The 18,990-nt window shown below is 67.7% G+C and carries 25 protein-coding genes; 21 read left to right on the top strand and 4 right to left on the bottom strand.

All coding sequences use genetic code 11. From position 1 onward, the window contains the following. Positions 1 to 89: 89 nt before the first annotated feature. Together JQK15_RS22010 and JQK15_RS22005 are read right to left on the bottom strand one after the other, a co-directional pair. Positions 90 to 227, bottom strand: a complete 138-nt coding sequence (locus tag JQK15_RS22010; protein ID WP_170828711.1) for a hypothetical protein — start codon at positions 225 to 227, stop codon at positions 90 to 92. Then, positions 224 to 391 (bottom strand): hypothetical protein, encoded by a 168-nt coding sequence (locus JQK15_RS22005; protein WP_214867917.1) that lies wholly within the window; start codon positions 389 to 391, stop codon positions 224 to 226. The genes JQK15_RS22010 and JQK15_RS22005 overlap by 4 nt, the downstream gene beginning before the upstream one ends. A 45-nt stretch (positions 392 to 436) precedes the next feature. Between JQK15_RS22005 and JQK15_RS22000 the strand changes: the two genes are divergently transcribed. The 10 genes from JQK15_RS22000 (at position 437) to gp17 (ending at position 6,850) form a co-directional block, all read left to right on the top strand. After that, positions 437 to 745 (top strand): DUF6127 family protein, encoded by a 309-nt coding sequence (locus tag JQK15_RS22000; protein WP_136186809.1) that lies wholly within the window; start codon positions 437 to 439, stop codon positions 743 to 745. Beyond that, complete coding sequence (locus tag JQK15_RS21995; RefSeq protein WP_214867915.1) at positions 742 to 1,170, top strand: HK97 family phage prohead protease; 429 nt, start codon at positions 742 to 744, stop codon at positions 1,168 to 1,170. The genes JQK15_RS22000 and JQK15_RS21995 overlap by 4 nt, the downstream gene beginning before the upstream one ends. A gap of 88 nt (positions 1,171 to 1,258) precedes the next feature. Further along, the gene (locus JQK15_RS21990; RefSeq protein ID WP_214867913.1) at positions 1,259 to 1,735 is read left to right on the top strand and encodes a hypothetical protein; all 477 of its coding nucleotides are present in this window, start codon (positions 1,259 to 1,261) and stop codon (positions 1,733 to 1,735) included. Then, positions 1,732 to 1,908, top strand: a complete 177-nt coding sequence (locus JQK15_RS21985) for a hypothetical protein (RefSeq protein ID WP_164522533.1) — start codon at positions 1,732 to 1,734, stop codon at positions 1,906 to 1,908. Before JQK15_RS21990 ends, JQK15_RS21985 begins: the two co-directional genes overlap by 4 nt. A gap of 297 nt (positions 1,909 to 2,205) precedes the next feature. Next, positions 2,206 to 3,324 carry a phage major capsid protein gene (locus tag JQK15_RS21980; RefSeq protein ID WP_214868048.1) on the top strand — a complete coding sequence of 373 codons (1,119 nt, stop codon included), beginning with the start codon at positions 2,206 to 2,208 and terminating at the stop codon, positions 3,322 to 3,324. A gap of 124 nt (positions 3,325 to 3,448) precedes the next feature. Beyond that, complete coding sequence (locus JQK15_RS27555; RefSeq protein WP_214867911.1) at positions 3,449 to 5,275, top strand: tail fiber domain-containing protein; 1,827 nt, start codon at positions 3,449 to 3,451, stop codon at positions 5,273 to 5,275. Between the two features lie 153 nt (positions 5,276 to 5,428). Further along, complete coding sequence (locus tag JQK15_RS21970; protein WP_214867909.1) at positions 5,429 to 5,707, top strand: phage fiber-tail adaptor protein; 279 nt, start codon at positions 5,429 to 5,431, stop codon at positions 5,705 to 5,707. Continuing rightward, positions 5,707 to 6,240, top strand: coding sequence for a head-tail connector protein (locus JQK15_RS21965; protein WP_214867906.1), 534 nt, complete (start codon positions 5,707 to 5,709; stop codon positions 6,238 to 6,240). The genes JQK15_RS21970 and JQK15_RS21965 overlap by 1 nt, the downstream gene beginning before the upstream one ends. Then, positions 6,237 to 6,443: a hypothetical protein gene (locus JQK15_RS21960; protein WP_214867904.1), complete on the top strand. Its 207-nt coding sequence runs from the start codon at positions 6,237 to 6,239 to the stop codon at positions 6,441 to 6,443. The genes JQK15_RS21965 and JQK15_RS21960 overlap by 4 nt, the downstream gene beginning before the upstream one ends. Further along, positions 6,440 to 6,850 carry a tail completion protein gp17 gene (gp17, locus tag JQK15_RS21955; protein WP_159366689.1) on the top strand — a complete coding sequence of 137 codons (411 nt, stop codon included), beginning with the start codon at positions 6,440 to 6,442 and terminating at the stop codon, positions 6,848 to 6,850. The genes JQK15_RS21960 and gp17 overlap by 4 nt, the downstream gene beginning before the upstream one ends. Here the strand turns inward: gp17 and JQK15_RS21950 are convergent, their stop codons facing one another. Continuing rightward, complete coding sequence (locus JQK15_RS21950) at positions 6,851 to 7,177, bottom strand: hypothetical protein (protein ID WP_026109343.1); 327 nt, start codon at positions 7,175 to 7,177, stop codon at positions 6,851 to 6,853. Between the two features lie 56 nt (positions 7,178 to 7,233). Here JQK15_RS21950 and JQK15_RS21945 point away from each other — a divergent pair, with 56 nt between their 5' ends. From JQK15_RS21945 to JQK15_RS21895, 11 genes are all read left to right on the top strand, one after another. Beyond that, positions 7,234 to 7,641: a phage tail tube protein gene (locus JQK15_RS21945; protein WP_004207802.1), complete on the top strand. Its 408-nt coding sequence runs from the start codon at positions 7,234 to 7,236 to the stop codon at positions 7,639 to 7,641. Further along, complete coding sequence (locus tag JQK15_RS21940; RefSeq protein WP_214867902.1) at positions 7,638 to 7,952, top strand: GTA-gp10 family protein; 315 nt, start codon at positions 7,638 to 7,640, stop codon at positions 7,950 to 7,952. Before JQK15_RS21945 ends, JQK15_RS21940 begins: the two co-directional genes overlap by 4 nt. Continuing rightward, positions 7,949 to 8,146, top strand: a complete 198-nt coding sequence (locus tag JQK15_RS21935) for a phage tail assembly chaperone (protein WP_214867900.1) — start codon at positions 7,949 to 7,951, stop codon at positions 8,144 to 8,146. The genes JQK15_RS21940 and JQK15_RS21935 overlap by 4 nt, the downstream gene beginning before the upstream one ends. Before the next feature lie 195 nt (positions 8,147 to 8,341). After that, on the top strand, positions 8,342 to 8,890 hold the full coding sequence (locus JQK15_RS21930; RefSeq protein ID WP_214867898.1) for a tail tape measure protein: 549 nt from the start codon (positions 8,342 to 8,344) through the stop codon (positions 8,888 to 8,890). Then, complete coding sequence (locus tag JQK15_RS21925) at positions 8,887 to 11,253, top strand: DUF2460 domain-containing protein (protein WP_214867895.1); 2,367 nt, start codon at positions 8,887 to 8,889, stop codon at positions 11,251 to 11,253. Before JQK15_RS21930 ends, JQK15_RS21925 begins: the two co-directional genes overlap by 4 nt. Beyond that, a complete protein-coding gene (locus JQK15_RS21920) occupies positions 11,250 to 12,062 on the top strand; it encodes a phage/gene transfer agent baseplate hub protein (protein ID WP_214867893.1) in 813 nt (270 codons plus the stop codon). The genes JQK15_RS21925 and JQK15_RS21920 overlap by 4 nt, the downstream gene beginning before the upstream one ends. Continuing rightward, a complete protein-coding gene (locus JQK15_RS21915; protein ID WP_214867892.1) occupies positions 12,059 to 12,448 on the top strand; it encodes a C40 family peptidase in 390 nt (129 codons plus the stop codon). Before JQK15_RS21920 ends, JQK15_RS21915 begins: the two co-directional genes overlap by 4 nt. Before the next feature lie 16 nt (positions 12,449 to 12,464). Further along, on the top strand, positions 12,465 to 14,657 hold the full coding sequence (locus JQK15_RS21910; RefSeq protein WP_214867890.1) for a phage tail protein: 2,193 nt from the start codon (positions 12,465 to 12,467) through the stop codon (positions 14,655 to 14,657). 10 nt (positions 14,658 to 14,667) lie between these two features. After that, complete coding sequence (locus JQK15_RS21905) at positions 14,668 to 15,171, top strand: DUF2793 domain-containing protein (protein ID WP_214867888.1); 504 nt, start codon at positions 14,668 to 14,670, stop codon at positions 15,169 to 15,171. Positions 15,172 to 15,353: 182 nt separating this feature from the next. Beyond that, complete coding sequence (locus JQK15_RS21900) at positions 15,354 to 16,430, top strand: OmpA family protein (RefSeq protein ID WP_010338218.1); 1,077 nt, start codon at positions 15,354 to 15,356, stop codon at positions 16,428 to 16,430. Positions 16,431 to 16,920: 490 nt separating this feature from the next. Then, a complete protein-coding gene (locus tag JQK15_RS21895) occupies positions 16,921 to 17,457 on the top strand; it encodes a superoxide dismutase family protein (RefSeq protein WP_048939630.1) in 537 nt (178 codons plus the stop codon). 21 nt (positions 17,458 to 17,478) lie between these two features. On the opposite strand, the gene thpR is transcribed toward JQK15_RS21895, so the two are convergent. Further along, positions 17,479 to 18,036, bottom strand: a complete 558-nt coding sequence (gene thpR / locus JQK15_RS21890; protein ID WP_214867886.1) for an RNA 2',3'-cyclic phosphodiesterase — start codon at positions 18,034 to 18,036, stop codon at positions 17,479 to 17,481. Positions 18,037 to 18,990: the final 954 nt, after the last annotated feature.

The raw sequence follows: 18,990 nt of genomic DNA, 5'->3' as shown, positions 1-18,990 counted from the left end.
GGCGCGGAGATTTTTGTGCTGCCGCCTGCGGCGGCCTTTTCTCTTCTCCGCGTCTTCGCGGCTCCGCGTGAACCTTGTTTGTCTTTCTTCTAGCGCTGGCAACTGCCCTGTGCGGTCCAGCGGCCGCCGCTGTCGAGGCAGCGATCCTGGGCGAGCCAGTCGCTTTGCCAGAGGCAGAGGGCGGCGGCGATCAGGACCAGCAGTGCGCCGAGCAGCGCGCGCCTCATATCGGCTGGGCGAGGCTGTCGAGACGGCAGAAGCTGTTGTCCATGTTCCAGCTGCCGCCCTGCAACAGGCAGTCGCCGGCGCGGAACAGGCCGAAATGCCAGGCGATCAGGCCGAGCGCGAGGATGACGAGGGCGATCAGCAATTTGCGAGGGGTACGCTTCATGCGGGCCCAGATAGGGGCGCGCGGCGCCCAAGGGAAGGCGGAACCATGAAAGAGGAGATGCTGGCGCGGCTGGTGGCGCAGGCCGAGGGCGCACCGATGGATATCGTCATGATCCGGGCGCTGATCGAGGAGGCGAGCGAATTGGGTGCCGGGCGGGCGCTGGCGCGGCTGGGGCTGGAGGACCGGCGGGCCGAGGCCGACATGCGGGAATTGCGCGAACTGCTGCGCGCCTGGCGCGACGCGAAGAAGGCGGCACGCGGGGCGGCGATCGGCTGGGCGGTGCGGATCGTGATGGCGCTGGTGCTGCTGGGGATGGCGGTGAAGATGGGCCTCATCGGGCTGGTGAAGGGATGAGCGGGCGGGAGGATGCGGGCGCGCTGCGCTTTGCCGGCTATGCCGCGATCTTCGACCGGGTGGACCGGGGCGGCGATGTGGTGCGGCCGGGCGCATTCGGCGCGGTGACGGCGGCGCAGGTGCCGCTGCTGTGGCAGCATCGGCCCGGCGCGCCGATCGGCCGGATCGAGATGGCGCGCGAGGACCGGCGCGGCCTGCGGGTGATCGGCCGCGTGTCGCGGGCGAGCGCGGCGGGGCGGGAAGCAGCGGCGATGCTGGCGGCCGGCGCGGTCGATGGCCTGAGCTTTGGTTACCGCGTGAAGGCAGCGCGTGGCGCGGGGCCGCGCGAATTGCTGGCGCTGGAGTTGGTGGAGGTGAGTCTGGTCACGCACCCGATGCAGCCGCTGGCGCGGGTGATCGGGGTGGAGCAAAGGTTGAGTGTTTGATGTCGGCGAGATGAAATGGGAAGCGAATTTAACGACCGCTATCGGATCACTATTGGCAGACGGCTGCGTAAGCGCATAATGATTTTTTATGAGCCAACCACATGCGCCCTATATCGTGAAATGGATCGCCGAAATTCTTTGGACGATTCCTGCGCCAACGCAGACTTGGGCTGACATTTTAGGCCATATGGCTTGGCCGGCAGTGACAGTGTTCCTGGTTTTTAGGTTTAGAATTTCAATAAGAAGGATGCTGAACATCTTAATCGAGAGGTTCAAAACCGATCATGTAAAGACACCATTGTTCGAATTGACGCCTAATTCCCAGGTCATGGTTCTTGATCCCGATGAGGTCGATGAGTCTACCGATCATTATGAGTCAGCCGACATTCAACGAATCGAAGCTATATTCGCGTTCATTGGCACCGAAGATGGGTGGGAAAAAATTTCCCGCTGGATCAACCAAAATTTCGGTCAGACGTTGGATATAGAGGATTTCGTAACCAGCCCGGATCATGCTAAGGACCGCGAACGAGCCTTCATCGAAATTGAAGGATTAGAGATATGAGCAAGAAATTTTTCACCAAGGTTTCCCCGAAGGCAGTTGGAGGAATCCGCCGCCTTTATGAGGCACAAGGTGGAGAGGTCCACGCAAAGCTACAAAGCGATGGTTCGGCTATTGTGGTCGTTACCATGATGGATAACAAGGATAAGCGCCGGAAGACCCCGGTAGCTGCCTGATATGTGAAGCACATGTTTTCCGGGGTGCAGCTAGACGCTGATGATATGTGGAAGCATTCAGGGTCTTTGCAAATTCGCCTTGAATAAAACTGAAAAATTGCATGGCGCCTTGAGATTCGGATTAGGCGCTTTTGCGAGAGCGTTTCATCATTCAGGGGAAGTGTCTTCCCCTCATCCAACTTCGCTTAGGCAGCGCTGCTGCTGAGGCTTCATATCCTTCTTCCACAATGGAAGAAGGAAAAGGCGGGCGGTCCCATTGGGGCCGCCTTTTTTCGTTTTGGCAAGCGGGAGATGGTTATGACGGAAGTGGTGACGGACGGGCTGGAGGGCGCTTTCGAGGCGGTGGCGCAGGGCGAGCGGATCGCAGCGCTGGAGGCGCAACTGGGGGCGATGCGGGTGCAGATGGGGCGGCCGGCGCTCGATGGGGTGAAGGGCGGCGAGGTCGACCCGGCGCGCGGCGCCTTTGTCGAGCGCTATCTGCGGCAGGGACTGGAAGCCGGGGTCGAGCTGAAGAGCTTTTCCGGCGCCAGCGGGGCGGCGGGCGGCTATGCGGTGCCGCGCGAGATCGACCAGCTGATCGGGGCGACGCTGAAAGGCATTTCGCCGATCCGCGGCATCGCCAATGTCGTGCGGACCGGGACGGCGGGCTATCGCAAGCTGGTGACGGCCGGCGGCATCGTGTCGGGCTGGGCCAGTGAAACCGGCGCGCGGGCCGAGACGGGCACGCCGAGCTTCAACGAGATCGCGCCGCCATCGGGCGAGCTTTACGCCAATCCGGCGGCGAGCCAGGCGATGCTGGACGACGCGCAGTTCGATGTCGAGGGCTGGCTGGCGGGCGAGATTGCCCGCGAGTTCGGGCAAGCCGAGGGGGCGGCCTTCGTCAACGGCAATGGCACCAACAAGCCCAAGGGCTTCCTGACCTATACCACCACCAATGAGGCGGACAGCGTGCGCGCGTTCGGATCGCTGCAATATGTGGCATCGGGCGCGGCCGGGGGCTTTGCCGCAACCAACCCGCAGGACAAGCTCATTGACCTGGTCCAGAGCCTGCGCGCGCCCTATCGCCAGGGGGCGAGCTTCGTGATGAACTCGGCGACGCTGGCGGCGATCCGCAAGATGAAGACCAGCGATGGCGCCTTCATCTGGCAGCCGGGACTGGCGGCGGGGCAGCCCGCGACCCTGCTGGGCTATCCGGTGGTCGAGGCCGAGGACATGCCCGATATCGCCGCGAACAGCCTGTCGATCGCCTTTGGCAATTTCCAGGCCGGCTATGTCATCGCCGAACGCAGCGACACCAGCATCCTGCGCGATCCGTTCAGCAACAAGCCGTTCGTCCATTTCTACGCGGTCAAGCGGATCGGCGGCGCGGTCGCGAACAGCGAGGCGATCAAGTTGATGAAGTTTTCCGCCTCGTAAACGAGCCGGCGGCAAGCTGATGAAGTTCGCTGCCTCGTAACGGTATTGGGTGTGGGGGACAGCCCCCACCCCAACCCCTCCCCTGAAGGGGAGGGGCTTTTTTGCTTTGTGGGGGGAGAGGGGCGTGGCGATCAGCGAATGGGTGATGGCGGACCTGGTGCGCGAGGTCTGTTTCGATGTCGGCGACGGGCCATTGCTGCTGGGCGGGGCGTTGGCGGGCTACCGCGCCTTTGCCGATGCGCTGGGGGCGGGCGCGCGCTTTCCCTACATGATCGTCGGGGTGGATGATCCGGCGGCGTGGGAGGCGGGCAGCGGCACGCTGGATGGCGAGGGGCGGTTGGTGCGCGAACCGATGGCGTCCTCGGCCGGGGGCGGGGCGGTCAGTTTCGCGCCGGGCGAGAAGCGGGTCGGGCTGGTGCTGCACAGCGGCTGGATCGCGGCGGTCGAGGGCCATGGCCATGGGCTCGCGGCGATCGACGGGCTGGGCGATGCGCTGGCGGGCAAGCAGGATGCAAGCGCGGGGCTGGACGCGCTGGCGGGGCTGGCGACCACCGGGTTCGGGCGCGGCTGGCTGGAGCGGGCCGATGCCGCGGCCGGGCGGGTTGCGCTGGAACTGGGCAGCATCGCAACCCAGGCGGCGGACAATGTCGCCATCGCTGGCGGCGCGGCAACCGGGCTGACGACGCTGGGGGTGAGCCGGCTGGGCCAGGCGAGCGCCGCCCAGGTCAGCATCCTTGCCGATCCGGGCCAAGTGGCGGGCCTGTCGTTCGGGGCGGGGAGCGCACGCTGGATGATCGGCCGGGGCAGCGGCGCGGAGAGCGGGAGCGATGCCGGCAGCGATTTTATCCTGTCCAGCTATGCCGACAATGGCAGCTACAAGGCGACGCCGCTGAGCATTGCGCGGGCCAGCGGGGCGGTGACGATGACCGGCGGGCTGAGCGTCAATGGCACGGTGGCGCGGCAGGGGAGCGGCACCACATCCTTCCTGGCGGATCGGACGACGAGCAACATCAATTCGGTGATGGAATTTCGCACGACGGCCGGGGCGCTGTTCATCGGCAACCGGGACGGCACATCCTTTGGCGTGGGCGCCAATGCCAATCTGTCGACGGGCAGCTGGATGACGGTGTCGGCGAGCGGGGTGAGCGCGCCGGGCCTGACCAGCGCCAATGCCCAGATCAGCGGCGGCAGTGTCACCGGCCTGAGCGCACTGGGGCTGGCCCAGGGCGCGGCAGCGGCGGCCCTGACGATCGACAGCGCGGCCGGCCAATATGCCGGCATCAGCCTGCGCAGCGGGACCGGACTGCGCTGGACGCTGCGCAAGTCGAACGCGGCCGAAAGCGGCAGCAATGCCGGGTCCGACCTGGTGCTGCACCGTCATGACGACAGCGGCACGGCGATCGGCGCGGCGTGGCAGGTCCAGCGGTCGAGCGGCAACAGCCTGTTCGACGGCCATGTGGCGCCGCTGACCGACAATGCGCGCACGATGGGCCTGCCGAGCCAGCGCTGGTCGGTCCTCCATGCCGCGAGCGGGACGATCAATACGTCGGATGCGCGGGCCAAATGCGATGTCGGCGCGGTGCCCGATACGCTGCTGGACGCCTGGGGCGATGTGCAATGGCGCCAGTTCCGCTTCGTCGATGCGGTGGCGGCCAAGGGCGCGGATGCGCGCTGGCATGTCGGGCTGGTGGCACAGGCGGTGCGCGATGCGATCGATGCGCGGATCGGTGATGGGGCGGCGGTGCGGCTGGGGCTGTTGTGCCACGACGCCTGGCCGGCCGAGGCGGAAGAGCGCGACGCGGAAGGCGTGCTGATCCGGTTGGCGCGGGCAGCGGGGGAGCGCTGGGGGCTGCGCTACGAGGAGTGTCTGGCGCTGGAGGCGGCGTGGCAGCGGCGGCGGATCGACCGGATCGAGGCGCTGGTGTCGGGAGGCGGCGATGCTGGCGGGTGAGGCATTGGGCGCGGTGGTGCTGGGCGATGTGCGCGGCGTTGTGGTGCGCTGGGACGGGGCATGGGCGGCGGGGATGCGGCCGGGACAAAGCGCACGGGTGCCGGCGCCGCCGCGGACCGAGCGGCCGGAGGCCAACAGGGGGAGCGACAGGGCATGAGGCTGAACATCAAGGATCCGCAGGCGCGGATCGACCATGGCATCGACTGGTCCGCCTATCTGGCCGGGCAGGTGATCGTCGCCAGCGCATGGAGCGTGGCGCCGGTAGAGGCGGGCGGCATGGCCGTCGAGGCGAACGCGTTCGAGAACCAGCGCAGCAGCGTGCGGCTGGGCGGCGGGATTGCCGGCCATGTCTATCGCCTGACCAATCGCGTCACCCTGTCCGACGGGCAGGTGGATGAGCGGTCGATCGGCTTTCGGGTGGAGGAGCGCTGATGCTGGCGGAAGCGGACAATGGAGCGGGGCTGGCGGCGTCGATGGCGGAGCTGAAAGCCTATCTGAGGATCGAGAGCGATGGCGAGGATGCGGTGCTGGCCGGGCTGCTGCGGAGTGCGGCGGCGCTGTGCGAGCAATTTGTCGGCCAGTGGCTGATCCGGCGGGGCGCGCGCGAGACGGTGCCGGCGGATGGGCGCTGGCATCGGCTGGCGGCGCGGCCGGTGGTGGCGATCGGTGCGGTTGCGGCGGTGGACGATGCGGGGGCAGTCACGCCGCTGCCGGTCGAGGCCTATGCGATCGACATCGATGCGTCGGGCGATGGCTGGGTACGGGCGGTGCGGCCGGGGAACCGGCTGGCGGTGGACTATCAGGCGGGGATGGCGACGGACCTGAATGGCGTCGCCGAGCCGCTGCGCCAGGGGATCATGCGGCTGGCAGCCGAGCATTTCGTCGCGCGGGGCGACGAGGGCGCGGCGCCGCCGGCAGTGGTGAGCGCGCTGTGGCGGCCGTGGCGAAGGATGCGGCTCTCATGACCGGCGATGTCATGCGGGTGACACTGACGCGGCGGATGGAGGAACGGGCGGCGCGGCGGCGGGCCGCGATTGTTGATGCGCTGGACGCGCAGGGCGTGGCGGCGGCGATCGAGGGCGAGGCGGTGCGGGCGTCGGCGCCGGGGCTGAAGGCGCGCTGGATGGCGGACCTCAGCCTGCGCGAGGCGGGAAGGAGCAGGACATGAGCGCGGAGGTGGCGATACGCAGCGCGGTGATCGCGGCGCTGAAGGCCGACAGCGGCCTGATGGATCGGCTGAACGGCCTGTTCGACGGCATGCCGGCGCGGGCGAGCGCGCCCTATGGCGTGGTCGGCGAATGCCTGGGCAGCGACTGGGGCGCGAAGGATGTCGAGGGGCGCGAGCTGCGCCTGTCGATCAGCCTGCATGACATGGCGGAGACGGCTGGGCGGCTGGGCGAGCTGCTGGCGCGGATCGACCCGGTCATCCGTCTGGCGCAGGCGAGCGGCTGGCGCATCGTCACCGCCAGCCTGTTGCGGTCGCGGATCGCCCGGACGGGCGCGCGGGGCGAAGGCGGCTGGCTGGCGGTGGCGGATTACCGCATTCGCGTGGTGCGCGAGGCTATCGGCGCCTGATCAGGTGCCGGGCTTATTATATTCCTCATATTCGCCGATGATCTTGTCGACATATTCGGACACCTGATCGTCGGCATCGGCCTGCGCATCCTTGTCCGACATGCCGTCGGCCTTGTCCTGCGCGAGGATCGCGGCGCGGAAAGCCGCTTCCTTGTCGGCGCAGGTCGTCTTCAACTGACCCTGAAATTCGCCGAGCGGCACCTTCTTGTCGAGCGAGGGCTGGACCTGGGCCGAGAGGCAGCCGGCAAAAGCCTTGCGGGCGGCGCCGATGGCGTCGGCCGACGGCGCGGCCGCGAGCATCATCAGAAGGGGAGCAACCACGAGCATCAGACCTCTCCTTTAATCCGCGTTTTAGAACGCTTTGTCTGACGGGAGAATGCGCCATGGGCGTCGAAAAAGGAAGTGCGTTTCTGTTGAAGGTGGGAAATGGCAACGTCCCGGCAACATATGAGACGGTGGCCGGAATGCGCACCACCCAGCTGTCGGTGAATGGCGAGGCGGTCAACATCACCAGCAAGGATTCGGGCGGATGGCGCGAGCTGCTGTCGGGCGCGGGGGTGCGGTCGGTCAGCGTGTCGGCGGCCGGCATCTTCACCGGATCGGCGGCCGAAATCCGGGTGCGCAACCATGCGCTGGCCGGCACGATCGAAGATTATGAGCTGAGTTTCGAGAGCGGCGAGCGGATGCGCGGCCGCTTCCTGGTGACGCGGCTCGACTATGCCGGCGACTATAATGGCGAGCGCAACTATGCGCTGAGCCTGGAAAGCAGCGGCGCGGTGGTGAGCGAATGAGCGGCGGGGCGGTAAACCCCGTGCGGGGGGAAGCGGCGCTGGACCTGGGCGGCGAGACGCTGGCGCTGCGGCCGAGCTTTGCCGCTTTGGTGGCGGCGGAGGAGGAACTGGGGCCGCTGTTCGCGCTGGTCGAGCGGGCGGCAGACGGGAAGCTGACGCTGGCCGAACTGGTCGGGCTGTTCTGGCATTGCCTGGTTGATCGCGAAGTGCTGAGCCGGGAGGCGCTGGGCGAGGCGCTGCTGGCGGCGGGCCTCGCGCGGGCGACGCCGGTGCTGAAGGCAATCCTGCAACAGATATTGGCGGGGCGATGACGCGCTTCGCGGAAGGGGCGGGGCGGCTGGCGGGGATCGCCGGCTGGCTGCTGGGGTGGCGGCCGGACGAGTTCTGGCGCGCCACCCCGGCGGAACTGCGCGCCGTGCTGGCGGCGATGCGCGGCGATGACGCGCCGGTCGACGGGGTGGATGCGGGCGCGCTGGCGCGGCTGATGCAGGCGATGCCGGACTGACTTCAAATGCAGAAGATCCGTTCGCTTCGAGCGTGTCGAGAAGCGGCGGGAGCGGCTTTTCCCGTTTCTCGACTTCGCTTGAAACGAACGGAGGTTGGGGCGGTGCGTAGGCTGATGTCGGCCTTGCCGGATAGCCCCCACCCCAAACCCCTCCCCTGAAGGGGAGGGGCTTTTCCAAGGAGAAGGGGCCGAGGGATGGACGAGGACATCGAGACATTGGTGGTGCGGGTGCGGGCCGATACGCAGGGGCTGGCCCGCGATGTCGAGGCGATGCGCGCGGGGCTGGAAGGGCCGCTGGGCGATGGCGCCGACCGGGCCGGGCGGCGGATCGAGCAGGGGCTGTTGCGCGCGGTGCGGACGGGCAAGTTCGGCTTCGAGGATCTGCGGCGGATCGCTTTGTCGGTGCTGGACGAGATTGCGGCGAGTTCGCTGCGATCGGCCGTGGGCGGTGGCAGCGGGGGCGGGCTGGTGCAACTGGGCGCGTCGCTGCTGACCAGCGCGCTGGGCCTACCGGGGCGGGCGACCGGCGGGCCGGTGGCGCCGGGACGTGCCTATATGGTGGGCGAACGCGGGCCGGAACTCTTCGTGCCGACGGCGAGCGGGCAGGTGGTGCCGGGCGGTGGCGGCGGGCGCGACGTGCGGGTGAACATCGCGGTGCAGGGGCGTGGGAACGAGAGCGAGGCGCGGCTGCTGGCGCGGAGCGCGCGGCAGGTGGCGCGGGCGGTGCGGGGGGCGCTGCAATGAGCGGGATCGATTATTGGCTGGCCGACGGAGGCCCGGCACATGGGGGCGGACAGGAGAGCCGCTTCATCAAGCGGTTCGATCCGATGTGGTGGACGGTGAATTTCCCCCGGCCGATGATGGCGAGCGTGGTGACGATCGGGCCTGACACCCCTTCGACAGGCTCAGGACAGGGCCTGCGGGTGGATGCGGTCTTCTACGGCTCCGGTGATCTGGCGGGGCTGATCTGGGACGCGGCGGACCAGTGGAGCCATCCCCTGCTGGCCTATGAGACGGCGCGGGATTTCCGGCAGTGCGTGCTACGTTTCCGCTGGCGCAGTGGCGGACTGCGGCGGCTGGACGAGACGCACGGGCCGACGCTGACGATCGAGGGGCGCGATGCCGATGGTGCCCCGCGCGCCTGGTATGTGCGGCTGTGGAACTATGCCAGCGGCGGGCCGGAAGATGCCGAGATCATGCTGGATTTTGCTGCGCTGGAGGGCGGGTTTCGGCTGCCCGACGATAGCGATCCGGTCTGGGCCGGCGACGTCGACCGGATGTTCATTTCGCTGGTGCCGCCCGCTTATGATGCGGGCGATACCGGCTTTGCCGCGCCGGTCGAGGGTTGGGCGGAACTGAGCGACATCGCCTGCGACGGGGCGGGATCGGTGCTGGCGGCGGGTGACGTCATGCTGCCGGAGCATGGGCTCAGCATGGCGACCGGCTATGACGATTGTTTCAACCAGACGCCCGAGCGGCTGGTCGCGGCGATCCATGCGCTGGGCTATCGCGGGGCGATCAACCATTATGTCGGGATGAGCCATTATTTCCGGCTCGAACGGCTGGGCGCGGGCCTTTATGTCAGCCTGGCCGGCGGGGTGCTCAATGCCCCCTGTGCTGCCTGGCATGCGGACTTTGCGCGGCGGGCCAAGGCGATGGGGCTGGGGATCATCTGGTCTTTATCCTATGAATTGTTCGACGCCCATTGCTGGAACGACTGGAAGCAGCGGGCGGAAAATGGCGACCCGGCGCTGACCGGCTGGTCGCCGCCATCGACTTTGTTGTCGCCAGCCCATGGCGGGGCGATGGGCTATTTGCAGGCGGTGGCGGGCGCCTTTGTTTCCATTAGCCTGGACGCGGAGATTCCGATCCTGTTTCAGGTCGGCGAACCCTGGTGGTGGGTGATGCCGGGGGATGGGCGGATCTGCATCTATGACGATGCGGCGCGGGCGGCGCTGGGCGGGAGCCCGGTGTCGATCCCGGACGTGCGCGGCACGCTGAGCGCGGCGCAATGCGACCTGCTGGATGAGGCGGGGGCTTTGCTGGCGGCGTCGACGGCGGCGCTGTGCGCGGCGGTCCGGGCATTGGCGCCGGACGCAGTGACGCATCTTCTGGCCTATCTGCCGACCGTGCTGGACCCGCTGGCGCCCGAAGCCAAGCGGGCGAACATGCCGGTCGGCTGGGCAGCGCCGGCGTTCGATGTGCTGCAACTGGAAGATTATGACTGGGTGACGCAAGGGCGGCCGCGGATGACCGACAGGGGCGTCGCTATGGCGACCGCCCGGCTGGGCTATCCGGTCGAGGCGCAGCATTATTTTTCCGGCTTCGTGCTGTTGCCCGAGCAGGCCGACCAGTGGCGCGCCATCGCGGCGGCGGCGCAGGCGTCGGTCGGGCGCGGCACGGCGGCGACCTATATCTGGGCGCTGCCTCAGGTCGCGCGCGACGGCTTTACCTGTTTCAGACTGGATGGGGAGGATGCGATGCAGGCCTTTGACGATGTGCGCTTTCCGATCGCGATCGGGCGAGAGGCAAGCGTGGCGCCGGCATTTTCGACGCAGGTGGCCGAAAGCCCGTCGGGGCATGAGCGGCGCAGCAGCGACTGGGCCGACGCCCGCCTGTCCTTCGACGCCGGGCCAGGGGTGCGGTCCGACGCGGACATTGCCGACCTGATCGCCTTCTTCCGGGCAAGGCGCGGGGCGGCGCGCGGCTTTCGCTTCACCGATCCCTATGACGACCGGAGCGGGCCGCCGGGCATGGCGCCGGGGCCGCTGGACCAGCGGCTGGGCAGCGGCGACGGGGTGACGACCGACTTTCCGTTGATGCGTCATTATGGCGGCGGCGCGGATGCGCAGGCGCGGCGCATTACCCGGCCGGTGGCGGGCACGATCCGGGTGGCGATCGACGGGGTGGAGCAGGCCGATGGCTGGCAGCATGTCGGGCTGGGGGTGATCGCGTTCGATGCGGCGCCCGGTGACGGCGCGCTGATCACCGCCGGCTATCGCTTCGATGTGCCGGTGCGCTTTGCCGAGGATCGGCTGGAGATTAATCGGGCGACCTTTGCTGCCGGGGAAGCAGTGTCGGTGCCGCTGGTGGAGATACGCGAATGAGCGGGGGACTGGAGGAGGCGCTTTGCACGCTGGCCTTTTGCTGGCGGCTGGAACGGCGCGACGGGGTGGCGATCGGCCTGACGAGCCATGATCGCGACCTGGAGATTGACGGGCTGCGTTATCGCGCGGCGCCGGGCATGACGCCATCGGCGATCCGCAACAGCATCGGGCTGGAGGGCAGCGACAGCGATGTCGCCGGCGCGCTGGTGGCCGATGCGATCAACGAGGCGGACCTGATGGCCGGGCGCTGGGACGGGGCGGCGCTGGAATTGCGGCTGACCCAGTGGGAGGCGCCGGGGGTGCTGTGGCGGCTGCTCGCGCGCGGGGCGATCGGCGCGGTGGCGCGCAAGGGCGGCACGTTCAGCGCCGAATTGGTGGGCGCGGCGGCGGCGATGCTGGCCGAGCCGGTGGCGCCATCGACATCGCCGGATTGCCGCGCGACGCTGGGCGACCGGCAATGCCGGGTGGCGATGGCCGGGCGGCGGCAAATCGTGGCGGTGACGGGCGGGACGGACATGGTGGTGGACGCGGCCGGGCTGGAGCCGGGCATCTATGCCTATGGCATGATCCGCTGGCTGACCGGCGCCAATGCCGGGATCGTCCAGGCGGTGGTCGACAATGATGAAGGCACGCTGCGGCTGGCCGATCCGCCGCCCTTTGGCGTGGAGCCGGGGACGCTGGCGCTGTTGACGCAGGGGTGCGACCGGCAGTTGGCGAGTTGCGCGGCGCGCTTTGGCAATGCGGTCAATTTCCGGGGCGAACCCTATCTGCCGGGCACCGACCTGTTGACCCGCTATCCCGGTGGATGAGCGGAGCAGCGATCGCGGCGGCGGCGCGGGCGCTGGTGGGCGTGCCGTTCCGGCTGCAGGGGCGCGATCCGGCGCTGGGGCTGGACTGTGTCGGGCTGGTCGGGGCGGCGATGCGGGCGGCGGGATACGCGCCGATGATGCCGGGTGATTATGGGCTGCGCTTTGGCGATGACCGGCGGGCGGATGACTGGGCGCAGGCGGCGGGTTTGCGGCCGGTGAGGGCCGGGGCGGTGGGCGACATGATGCTGGTGCGGCCGGGCGCGCTGCACCAGCATCTGCTGATCCTGGTGCCGGGCGGATTCGTCCATGCCCATGCCGGGCTGCGGCGGGTGGTGGAGACGCCGGGCGCACCGCCCTGGCCGGTGCTGCGCATCTGGCGGGCGTGAAGGGGGAGGGAGAGCTATGGCGACGATGGTGCTGACCGCGGTGGGGACGGCGCTGGGCGGGCCGATCGGCGGCGCGATCGGCGGGCTGATCGGCAATGTGCTGGACCGGGAGGTGCTGTTCAAGACCAAGGGGCGCGAAGGCACGCGGTTGAGCGACCTGCAATTGCAGACGTCGAGCTATGGCACGCAGATGCCCCGGCTGTTCGGCACGATGCGGGTGGCGGGCACGGTGATCTGGGCGACCGACCTGCGCGAGGTCCGCACGAAAAGCGGCGGTGGCAAGGGGCAGGGGAGCAGCACGAGCTACAGCTATTCGGCGAGTTTTGCGGTCGCGCTGTCGGCACGGGGCGTGCGATCGATCGGGCGGGTCTGGGCCGACGGCAATCTGCTGCGCGGGGCGGCGGGCGATTTCAAGACGCAGTTGGGGGCGTTCCGCCTGCATGATGGGGGCGAGGATCAGGCGCCCGACCCGCTGATCGCGTCGGCGCAAGGATCGGGCGTGACGCCGGCGCATCGCGGCATCGCCTATGTGGTGTTCGAGGATCTGCTGCTGTCCGATTATGGCAATCGCATTCCATCGCTGACCTTCGAGGTGGAGGCGGATGCTGGCGCGGTGACGATTGATGCGATCGTTGGCGCGCTGAGCGAAGGGCAGATGGGGTGCGCGGCGGCCGAAGAGGTCGAGGGCTTTGCCGCGAGCGGGGCGGACCTGTCCGAAGCGATCGCGCCGCTGGTCGAGGCCTATGGGCTGGGGCTGTGCGGCGACGGTGGGCAACTGGTGGGCGAGGCCGGGCCGGCGGTGTCGCTGCTGGAGCCGGCGACGCGGTGCCGCCGGATCAATGGCCGGGCGATCGATCCGGTCGAGCGTTCCGGTGCGGGCGCGGACAGCGTCGCGCTGGCGCTGTCGGTGCGGCATCATGATCCAGCGCGCGATTATCAGGCCGGGGTGCAGCGGGTGACACGGCCGGGGCCGGGGCGGATCGAGCGCGGGATCGAACTGCCGGCGGTGCTGAGCGGTGGGGCGGCGCGATCGCTGGCGCGGCAAAGGCTGGACGGCATCTGGGCCGGGCGCGACCGGATGATGGTGCGCGGCGACTGGCGGGCGCTGGAACTGGAGCCGGGGATGATCGTGGCGCTGGCCGATGCGCCGGGGCTGTGGCGGATCGAGGAGCGGGAATGGGAGGCGATGGCGGTGCGGCTGGCGCTGCGGCGGCTGGCGGGGGCGGGCGGGCGTGCGCCGGGCAGCGTGTCGTCGGGCCAGATCGTGCGGCAGGTGGATGCGCCGCACGGCCCCACCCGGCTGATGCTGGCGGACCTGCCGTGCCTGACCGACGGGGTGGCGAACGGGCCGCAACTGGCGGCGGCGGCGAGCGGCGGGCCGGGCTGGCGCAGCGCGGCGCTCTATGCGCTGGATGCGGGCGGGACCGCAGAGCCGATCGGGCGGACGGCGCCGCGCGCGGTGATGGGGCAGATCGATGCCGCCTTGCCGCCGGGCAGCACGCTGCTGCTCGACATGGTGAACAGCCTGTCGGTGACATTGCTGGCGGAGGATATGGAACTGGCGAGCGCGGACGGCGCGGCGTTAGCGCAGGGGCGCAATCTGTGCCTGGTGGGGCAGGAACTGGTCCAGTTCGGCCGGGCAGTGCGGACCGGGCCGGCCAGTTATCGGCTGGAGGCACTGCGGCGCGGGCTGCGCGGCACCGAATGGGCGATTGCAGGGCAGGAGGCTGGCACGCCCTTCCTGCTGATCGAGGCGGATCGGCTGGTCGATCCGCTGGCGGTGGCGGCCATGGAGGGGGATATCGGCGCGGCGATGCACCTGCTGGCGATCGGCATCGGGGACGTGGAACCCGCGACGGCGGAAATCACGATCAGCGGCGCGGCGCTGGTGCCGCCGGCGCCGGTGCATCTGAACGCGGAGCCGGACGGGGCAGGCGGATGGCGGATCGGCTGGACCCGGCGCAGCCGGGCGGGATGGCGCTGGACCAGCGGTGGGGATGTGCCGCTGGCCGAGGAAAGCGAGCGCTATGAACTGCGGGTGCTGGAGGGCGATCGGCTGGTGCGGCGGGCCGAAGTGGGGGAGCCGGGCTGGACCTATGCTGCGGCGATGATCGCGATGGATGGCGTGAGCGGGCCGCTGACCATGGACGTGCGGCAGGTCGGCACGCGGGCGCTCGGCCGGGCCGGGATCATCGAGATGCTGCTGTGAGGAGGCGAGGATGATGAACGAGACGAGCGATCGCTGGGCGCTGCCGCTGCTCCATGCCGGGCAGGCGCAGAAGGAAAACATGCATAATGAAGCGCTGGCACGGATCGACATGCTGCTGCACGGGGTGGCGGAGAGCGCCGACCTGGCTGTGCCGCCGATGGCACCGGTTGCCGGGCAATGCTGGATCGTGGCGGCGGGGGCGAGCGGAGCCTGGGCCGGGCGGGAGGCGCATGTCGCTGGCTGGACGGATGGGGGCTGGCGCTTCGTTGCGCCGAAGGCCGGATTGCGGCTGGCGGTGGCGGATCGCGGCCATGCCATGGTGCATGACGGTACGGCATGGCGGGATGATGCGGTGCGCAGCGAAGGATTTTATGTCGCCGGCCAGCAAATTGTCGGCGCGCGCCAGCCCGCGATCACCGGGCCAACCGGTGGAACGACCGTCGATAGCGAGAGTCGTGGCGCAATTGCCGCGATATTGGCCGCTTTGCAGGCTCATGGCCTGATCTCCATGTAATTCTGGAGTATCGGCGATCTTTTCATGGAGAGGGGTAGGTATTAGCTTGGAGGCGAGCCTGGGGGATGTCCCTACTGCGTTATTTTTGCAACGGTTTCACGAATTGTGGACTTGCCATGAAACCTTCTTGCCGATACATGGTTTCAGCAGTCCTTCGTGACACTTTTGAAAGGGGAATTCAAATGCGGAAGCTTGCCCTCGCGGCTGCGCTTGCGACCAGTGCCCTGGCCACCCCGGCCTTGGCGCGCGACAACAGCTGGTATGTCGGCGTCGACGCCGGCGTAATGATCGTTGAAGATCAGGACATCACCTTCACCCCCGGTAACGGTACCGTAGCCAGCAACACCGTGGCGGCTGACTACCATAAGGGTTATGATTTCGACGCCAATATCGGCTACGACTTCGGCGGCTTCCGCCTCGAAGCCGAAGCTGCCTACAAGCGCGCCAAGGTCGACCTCGACGATAGCGGCTTCGGCGGTGCGGCCTCGGCCCTCTCGTTCATGCTGAACGGCCTGCTCGACTTCGGTCCCGATGACGGCCTGCAGGGCTTCGTCGGCGGCGGTGTCGGCGTGTCGCGTGGCAAGCTGGCTAACGACCTGGTGAACGACAGCGACACCGGTTTCGCCTGGCAGGCGATCGCCGGCGTGCGTTACCCGGTCACCAACAATGTCGACGTCTCGCTGAAGTATCGCTTCTTCAACCAGGACGACATCAAGCTGATCCCGGCCTACACCACCATCGGTGGCCCCGCCGGTTCGGAAGCCAGCACCAAGCTGCGTACGCACAGCCTGCTGCTCGGCCTGACTTACAACTTCGGCGCTCCGGCTGAGCCTGCTCCGCCGCCCCCGCCGCCCCCGCCGCCCCCGCCGCCCCCGCCGCCGCCTCCGCCGCCCCCGCCGGCGCCGGAATGCTCGCCTGGGCCGTACATTGTCTTCTTCGAATGGGACAAGTCGGACATCACGCCTGACGCCGCCACCATTCTGGACAACGCGGTTTCGGCCTACAGCGCTTGCGGCAACGCTCAGGTCATGCTGGCCGGTCACGCTGACCGTTCGGGCGCAGCCTCGTACAACGTTGGTCTGTCGCAGCGTCGCGCTGACGCCGCCAAGGCTTATCTCGCCTCGAAGGGTATCCCTGACGGCGTGATGACCACCCAGGCCTTCGGTGAATCGAAGCCACGCGTCGACACCGCGGACGGCGTTCGCGAAGTCCAGAACCGTCGCGTGGAAATCAGCTACGGTCCGGGTTCGGGTCAGTAAGAAATTTCCGTCCTTCGGGATGGAATATGAAGAGGGGCCGGTCGCAAGATCGGCCCCTTTTTCTTGTCCTGCGTCGCGCGCGCTGGGCTGTCGGGCGCTGACCTGTCGTGCGTTGCAGTCTGTCGCGATCCGGGTGGAACGGATATATGTCCGGCATGTCATGTGCTGGGCAGCGTAGACGATCGGCGCATGGGCGGTTGATCATGTCTGCGCTCATGGCCGGCCAGCTATTTGCCGGGGCGAACCGATAACGCTGCGATCTGGATTGCTACCGGGCTGGGGCCTGACATGCGACACATCGCGATCTCAGGCTATTGCCTCCGGACAGCCCTTTGGGTCGGTGAAGGAGGGGCGTCAGCATGGATGCCATGCTATCTCCCTGCTTTTATTGCGAACGATATGCAGAAGGGTCATGACAAACCGGATCGGATCGGCAACAAAGACGCGTCTGCCGCGTTCGCGCAGTTGTTTCCGTGATCGGGAGTTTGCCATGAAGACCGCCGCCCTGTTCCTTGCCCTGCCTCTGCTCGCTGCCGTGACGGCCTGTGCCGCGACCAGCCAGAGCGCGCCTGCCGCGCCGACCGCCAAGGCCAAGCTGGCCGCTGGCGATGGCAGCGCGCGCGGCACCGCCGTGGTGACCCAGGCAGGCGATGGCCTGCATGTCGTGGTCAAGGCGCAGGGGCTGACGCCGGGCATCCATGCGGTGCATATCCACACCACCGGCGTCTGCACGGGGCCGGACTTCACCAGCGCGGGTGGCCATTGGAACCCGACCAGCCACCAGCATGGCAAGGATAATCCGCAGGGCATGCATATGGGCGACATGCCCAACATGCAGGCCAAGCCCGATGGCAGCGGCGAGATCGAATATGTGGTGCCGGGCGGCACGATCAGCGACGGCGCGACGCCGCTGCTGGATGCCGATGGCGCGGCCATCGTGATCCATGCCCAGGCCGACGACTACAAGAGCGACCCGACCGGTAATGCGGGCGGCCGCGTTGCCTGTGGCGTGCTGAGCGTCGGCTAAGTCTGGCTCCCGGCGTCCGCGTCAATCGTCGCGGACGCCGGGATGACCGCCTGCGCGATAGGTTTCGACCGCATGATAGCTGGAGCCGGCATGGCCGAGCCGGCTTTCATAGAGGCTGAATTCGTCCACGGTGAAGGCAGGCGATGCAAGGCCGGCGTGCAGCGCCAGGAAGGGCGCGATGTCGCCGCCGTGCCGGCTGAAGCGGGCGAGGGTGATGTGCGGCAGATAGGCGCGGGCTTCGGGCGCGATGCCGGCCGATATGCAGGCGCGATCCACCTTGGCGTGAAGATGGGCGAGCGGATCGCGCGGCTGCACTCCGGCCCATAAGGTGTCGACCACGCCGCGCCGGTCGAAATAGCCCGTGCCGGCGAGCGCGATGGCGAACGGCGTGAAGCGGACGCCGGCGAGCGCATCGGCAATATCGTCCGCCAGATGGCGATCCACTTCCCCGATGAAGCGCAGGGTCAGGTGCAACTGGCCATCATCCTGCCAGCGCGCGCCGGAAACGCCGGCCATCTGGGCCAGAAGCTGGCTGCGGATCGTGGCGGGCGGACGGATGGCGACGAACAGGCGGTGCATGAGGAGTAGATAGGGAGAAAGGTGGCGTGCGGATAGGGGCGGGGTGGCGCGGGGGTGATGGTCGCGATGTCGGCGTCGCGCTTTGACGGCTGACGACCATCTATTGCCGCTCATAGGTCGATTTTTTGATGCCACTAGCGGACATTCGTTCGCTGGGTAATATCGATGGATGGATGACGGCAGATGCCGGGGGGGGAGGGACGCGGGGTGGCAAGTGGGGCTGCGGCATGTCGTTGCTCATCACCCTCCCGATCTTCACCATCCTCTTAATGGTGGAGGGCTTGGGTGACTGCGCACCTGATATTCCATGCGGTAAGGGCTTTTGGTCGCACATCATGCTGCCATCCGCTGCGGTTGCGCTCATCACAGGGCTGGCGGTTCGGTGGCTGGTAAATCGGCTAATCCGGAAAGGTGGATGACGACCAGAAATAGACCTTGGGCTGACTCTGATTTACTATGAATAGCAGACGTCAATCAGCAAGTTTGCAGGCTCCATTGCTCCGGCCCGGTCCATGAGATTTGCGTGTAAGAACCGCGGCATAGCCCTCGGTCCCGGAGGTCGTTCATAACTTCGCTAGGCGACCACAACCTGGCCCCGCGCTGAAAGCTAACTCCATGTCGCGAAGCTTTGCTGCGAGGGCAGCAAATTCCTCAAATGCCATTGGCCCTGAGCAACGAAATTCGAATCCGGCACCGTCAGCGATCTTCCCGAAGCCCAACCCTAGAAGACGATCAGCAAAAACGGGAGTCGCCCCTTGAATGGTCACCCGTTTGAAGTCGAAGGATGTAACGTAAGGCGGCAGGGTATCATTGAGTAGCCCCTAGATTTCTGGACGCCTTCTATCCTAATTTTGAGGACAGGAGACGACGATGGGGAAGCCCAATTTCAGCGATGAGTTCAAGCGTGATGCGGTGGCCCAGATCACCGAGCGCGGGTATCCGGTAGCGGAGGTT

This window comes from Sphingobium sp. BHU LFT2 (assembly GCF_018604485.1).
Taxonomy (GTDB): Bacteria; Pseudomonadota; Alphaproteobacteria; order Sphingomonadales; family Sphingomonadaceae; genus Sphingobium; species Sphingobium yanoikuyae_A.
The sequence above is the reverse complement of the archived record's forward strand: the minus strand, read 5'-3'. Positions and strand labels throughout refer to the sequence as shown.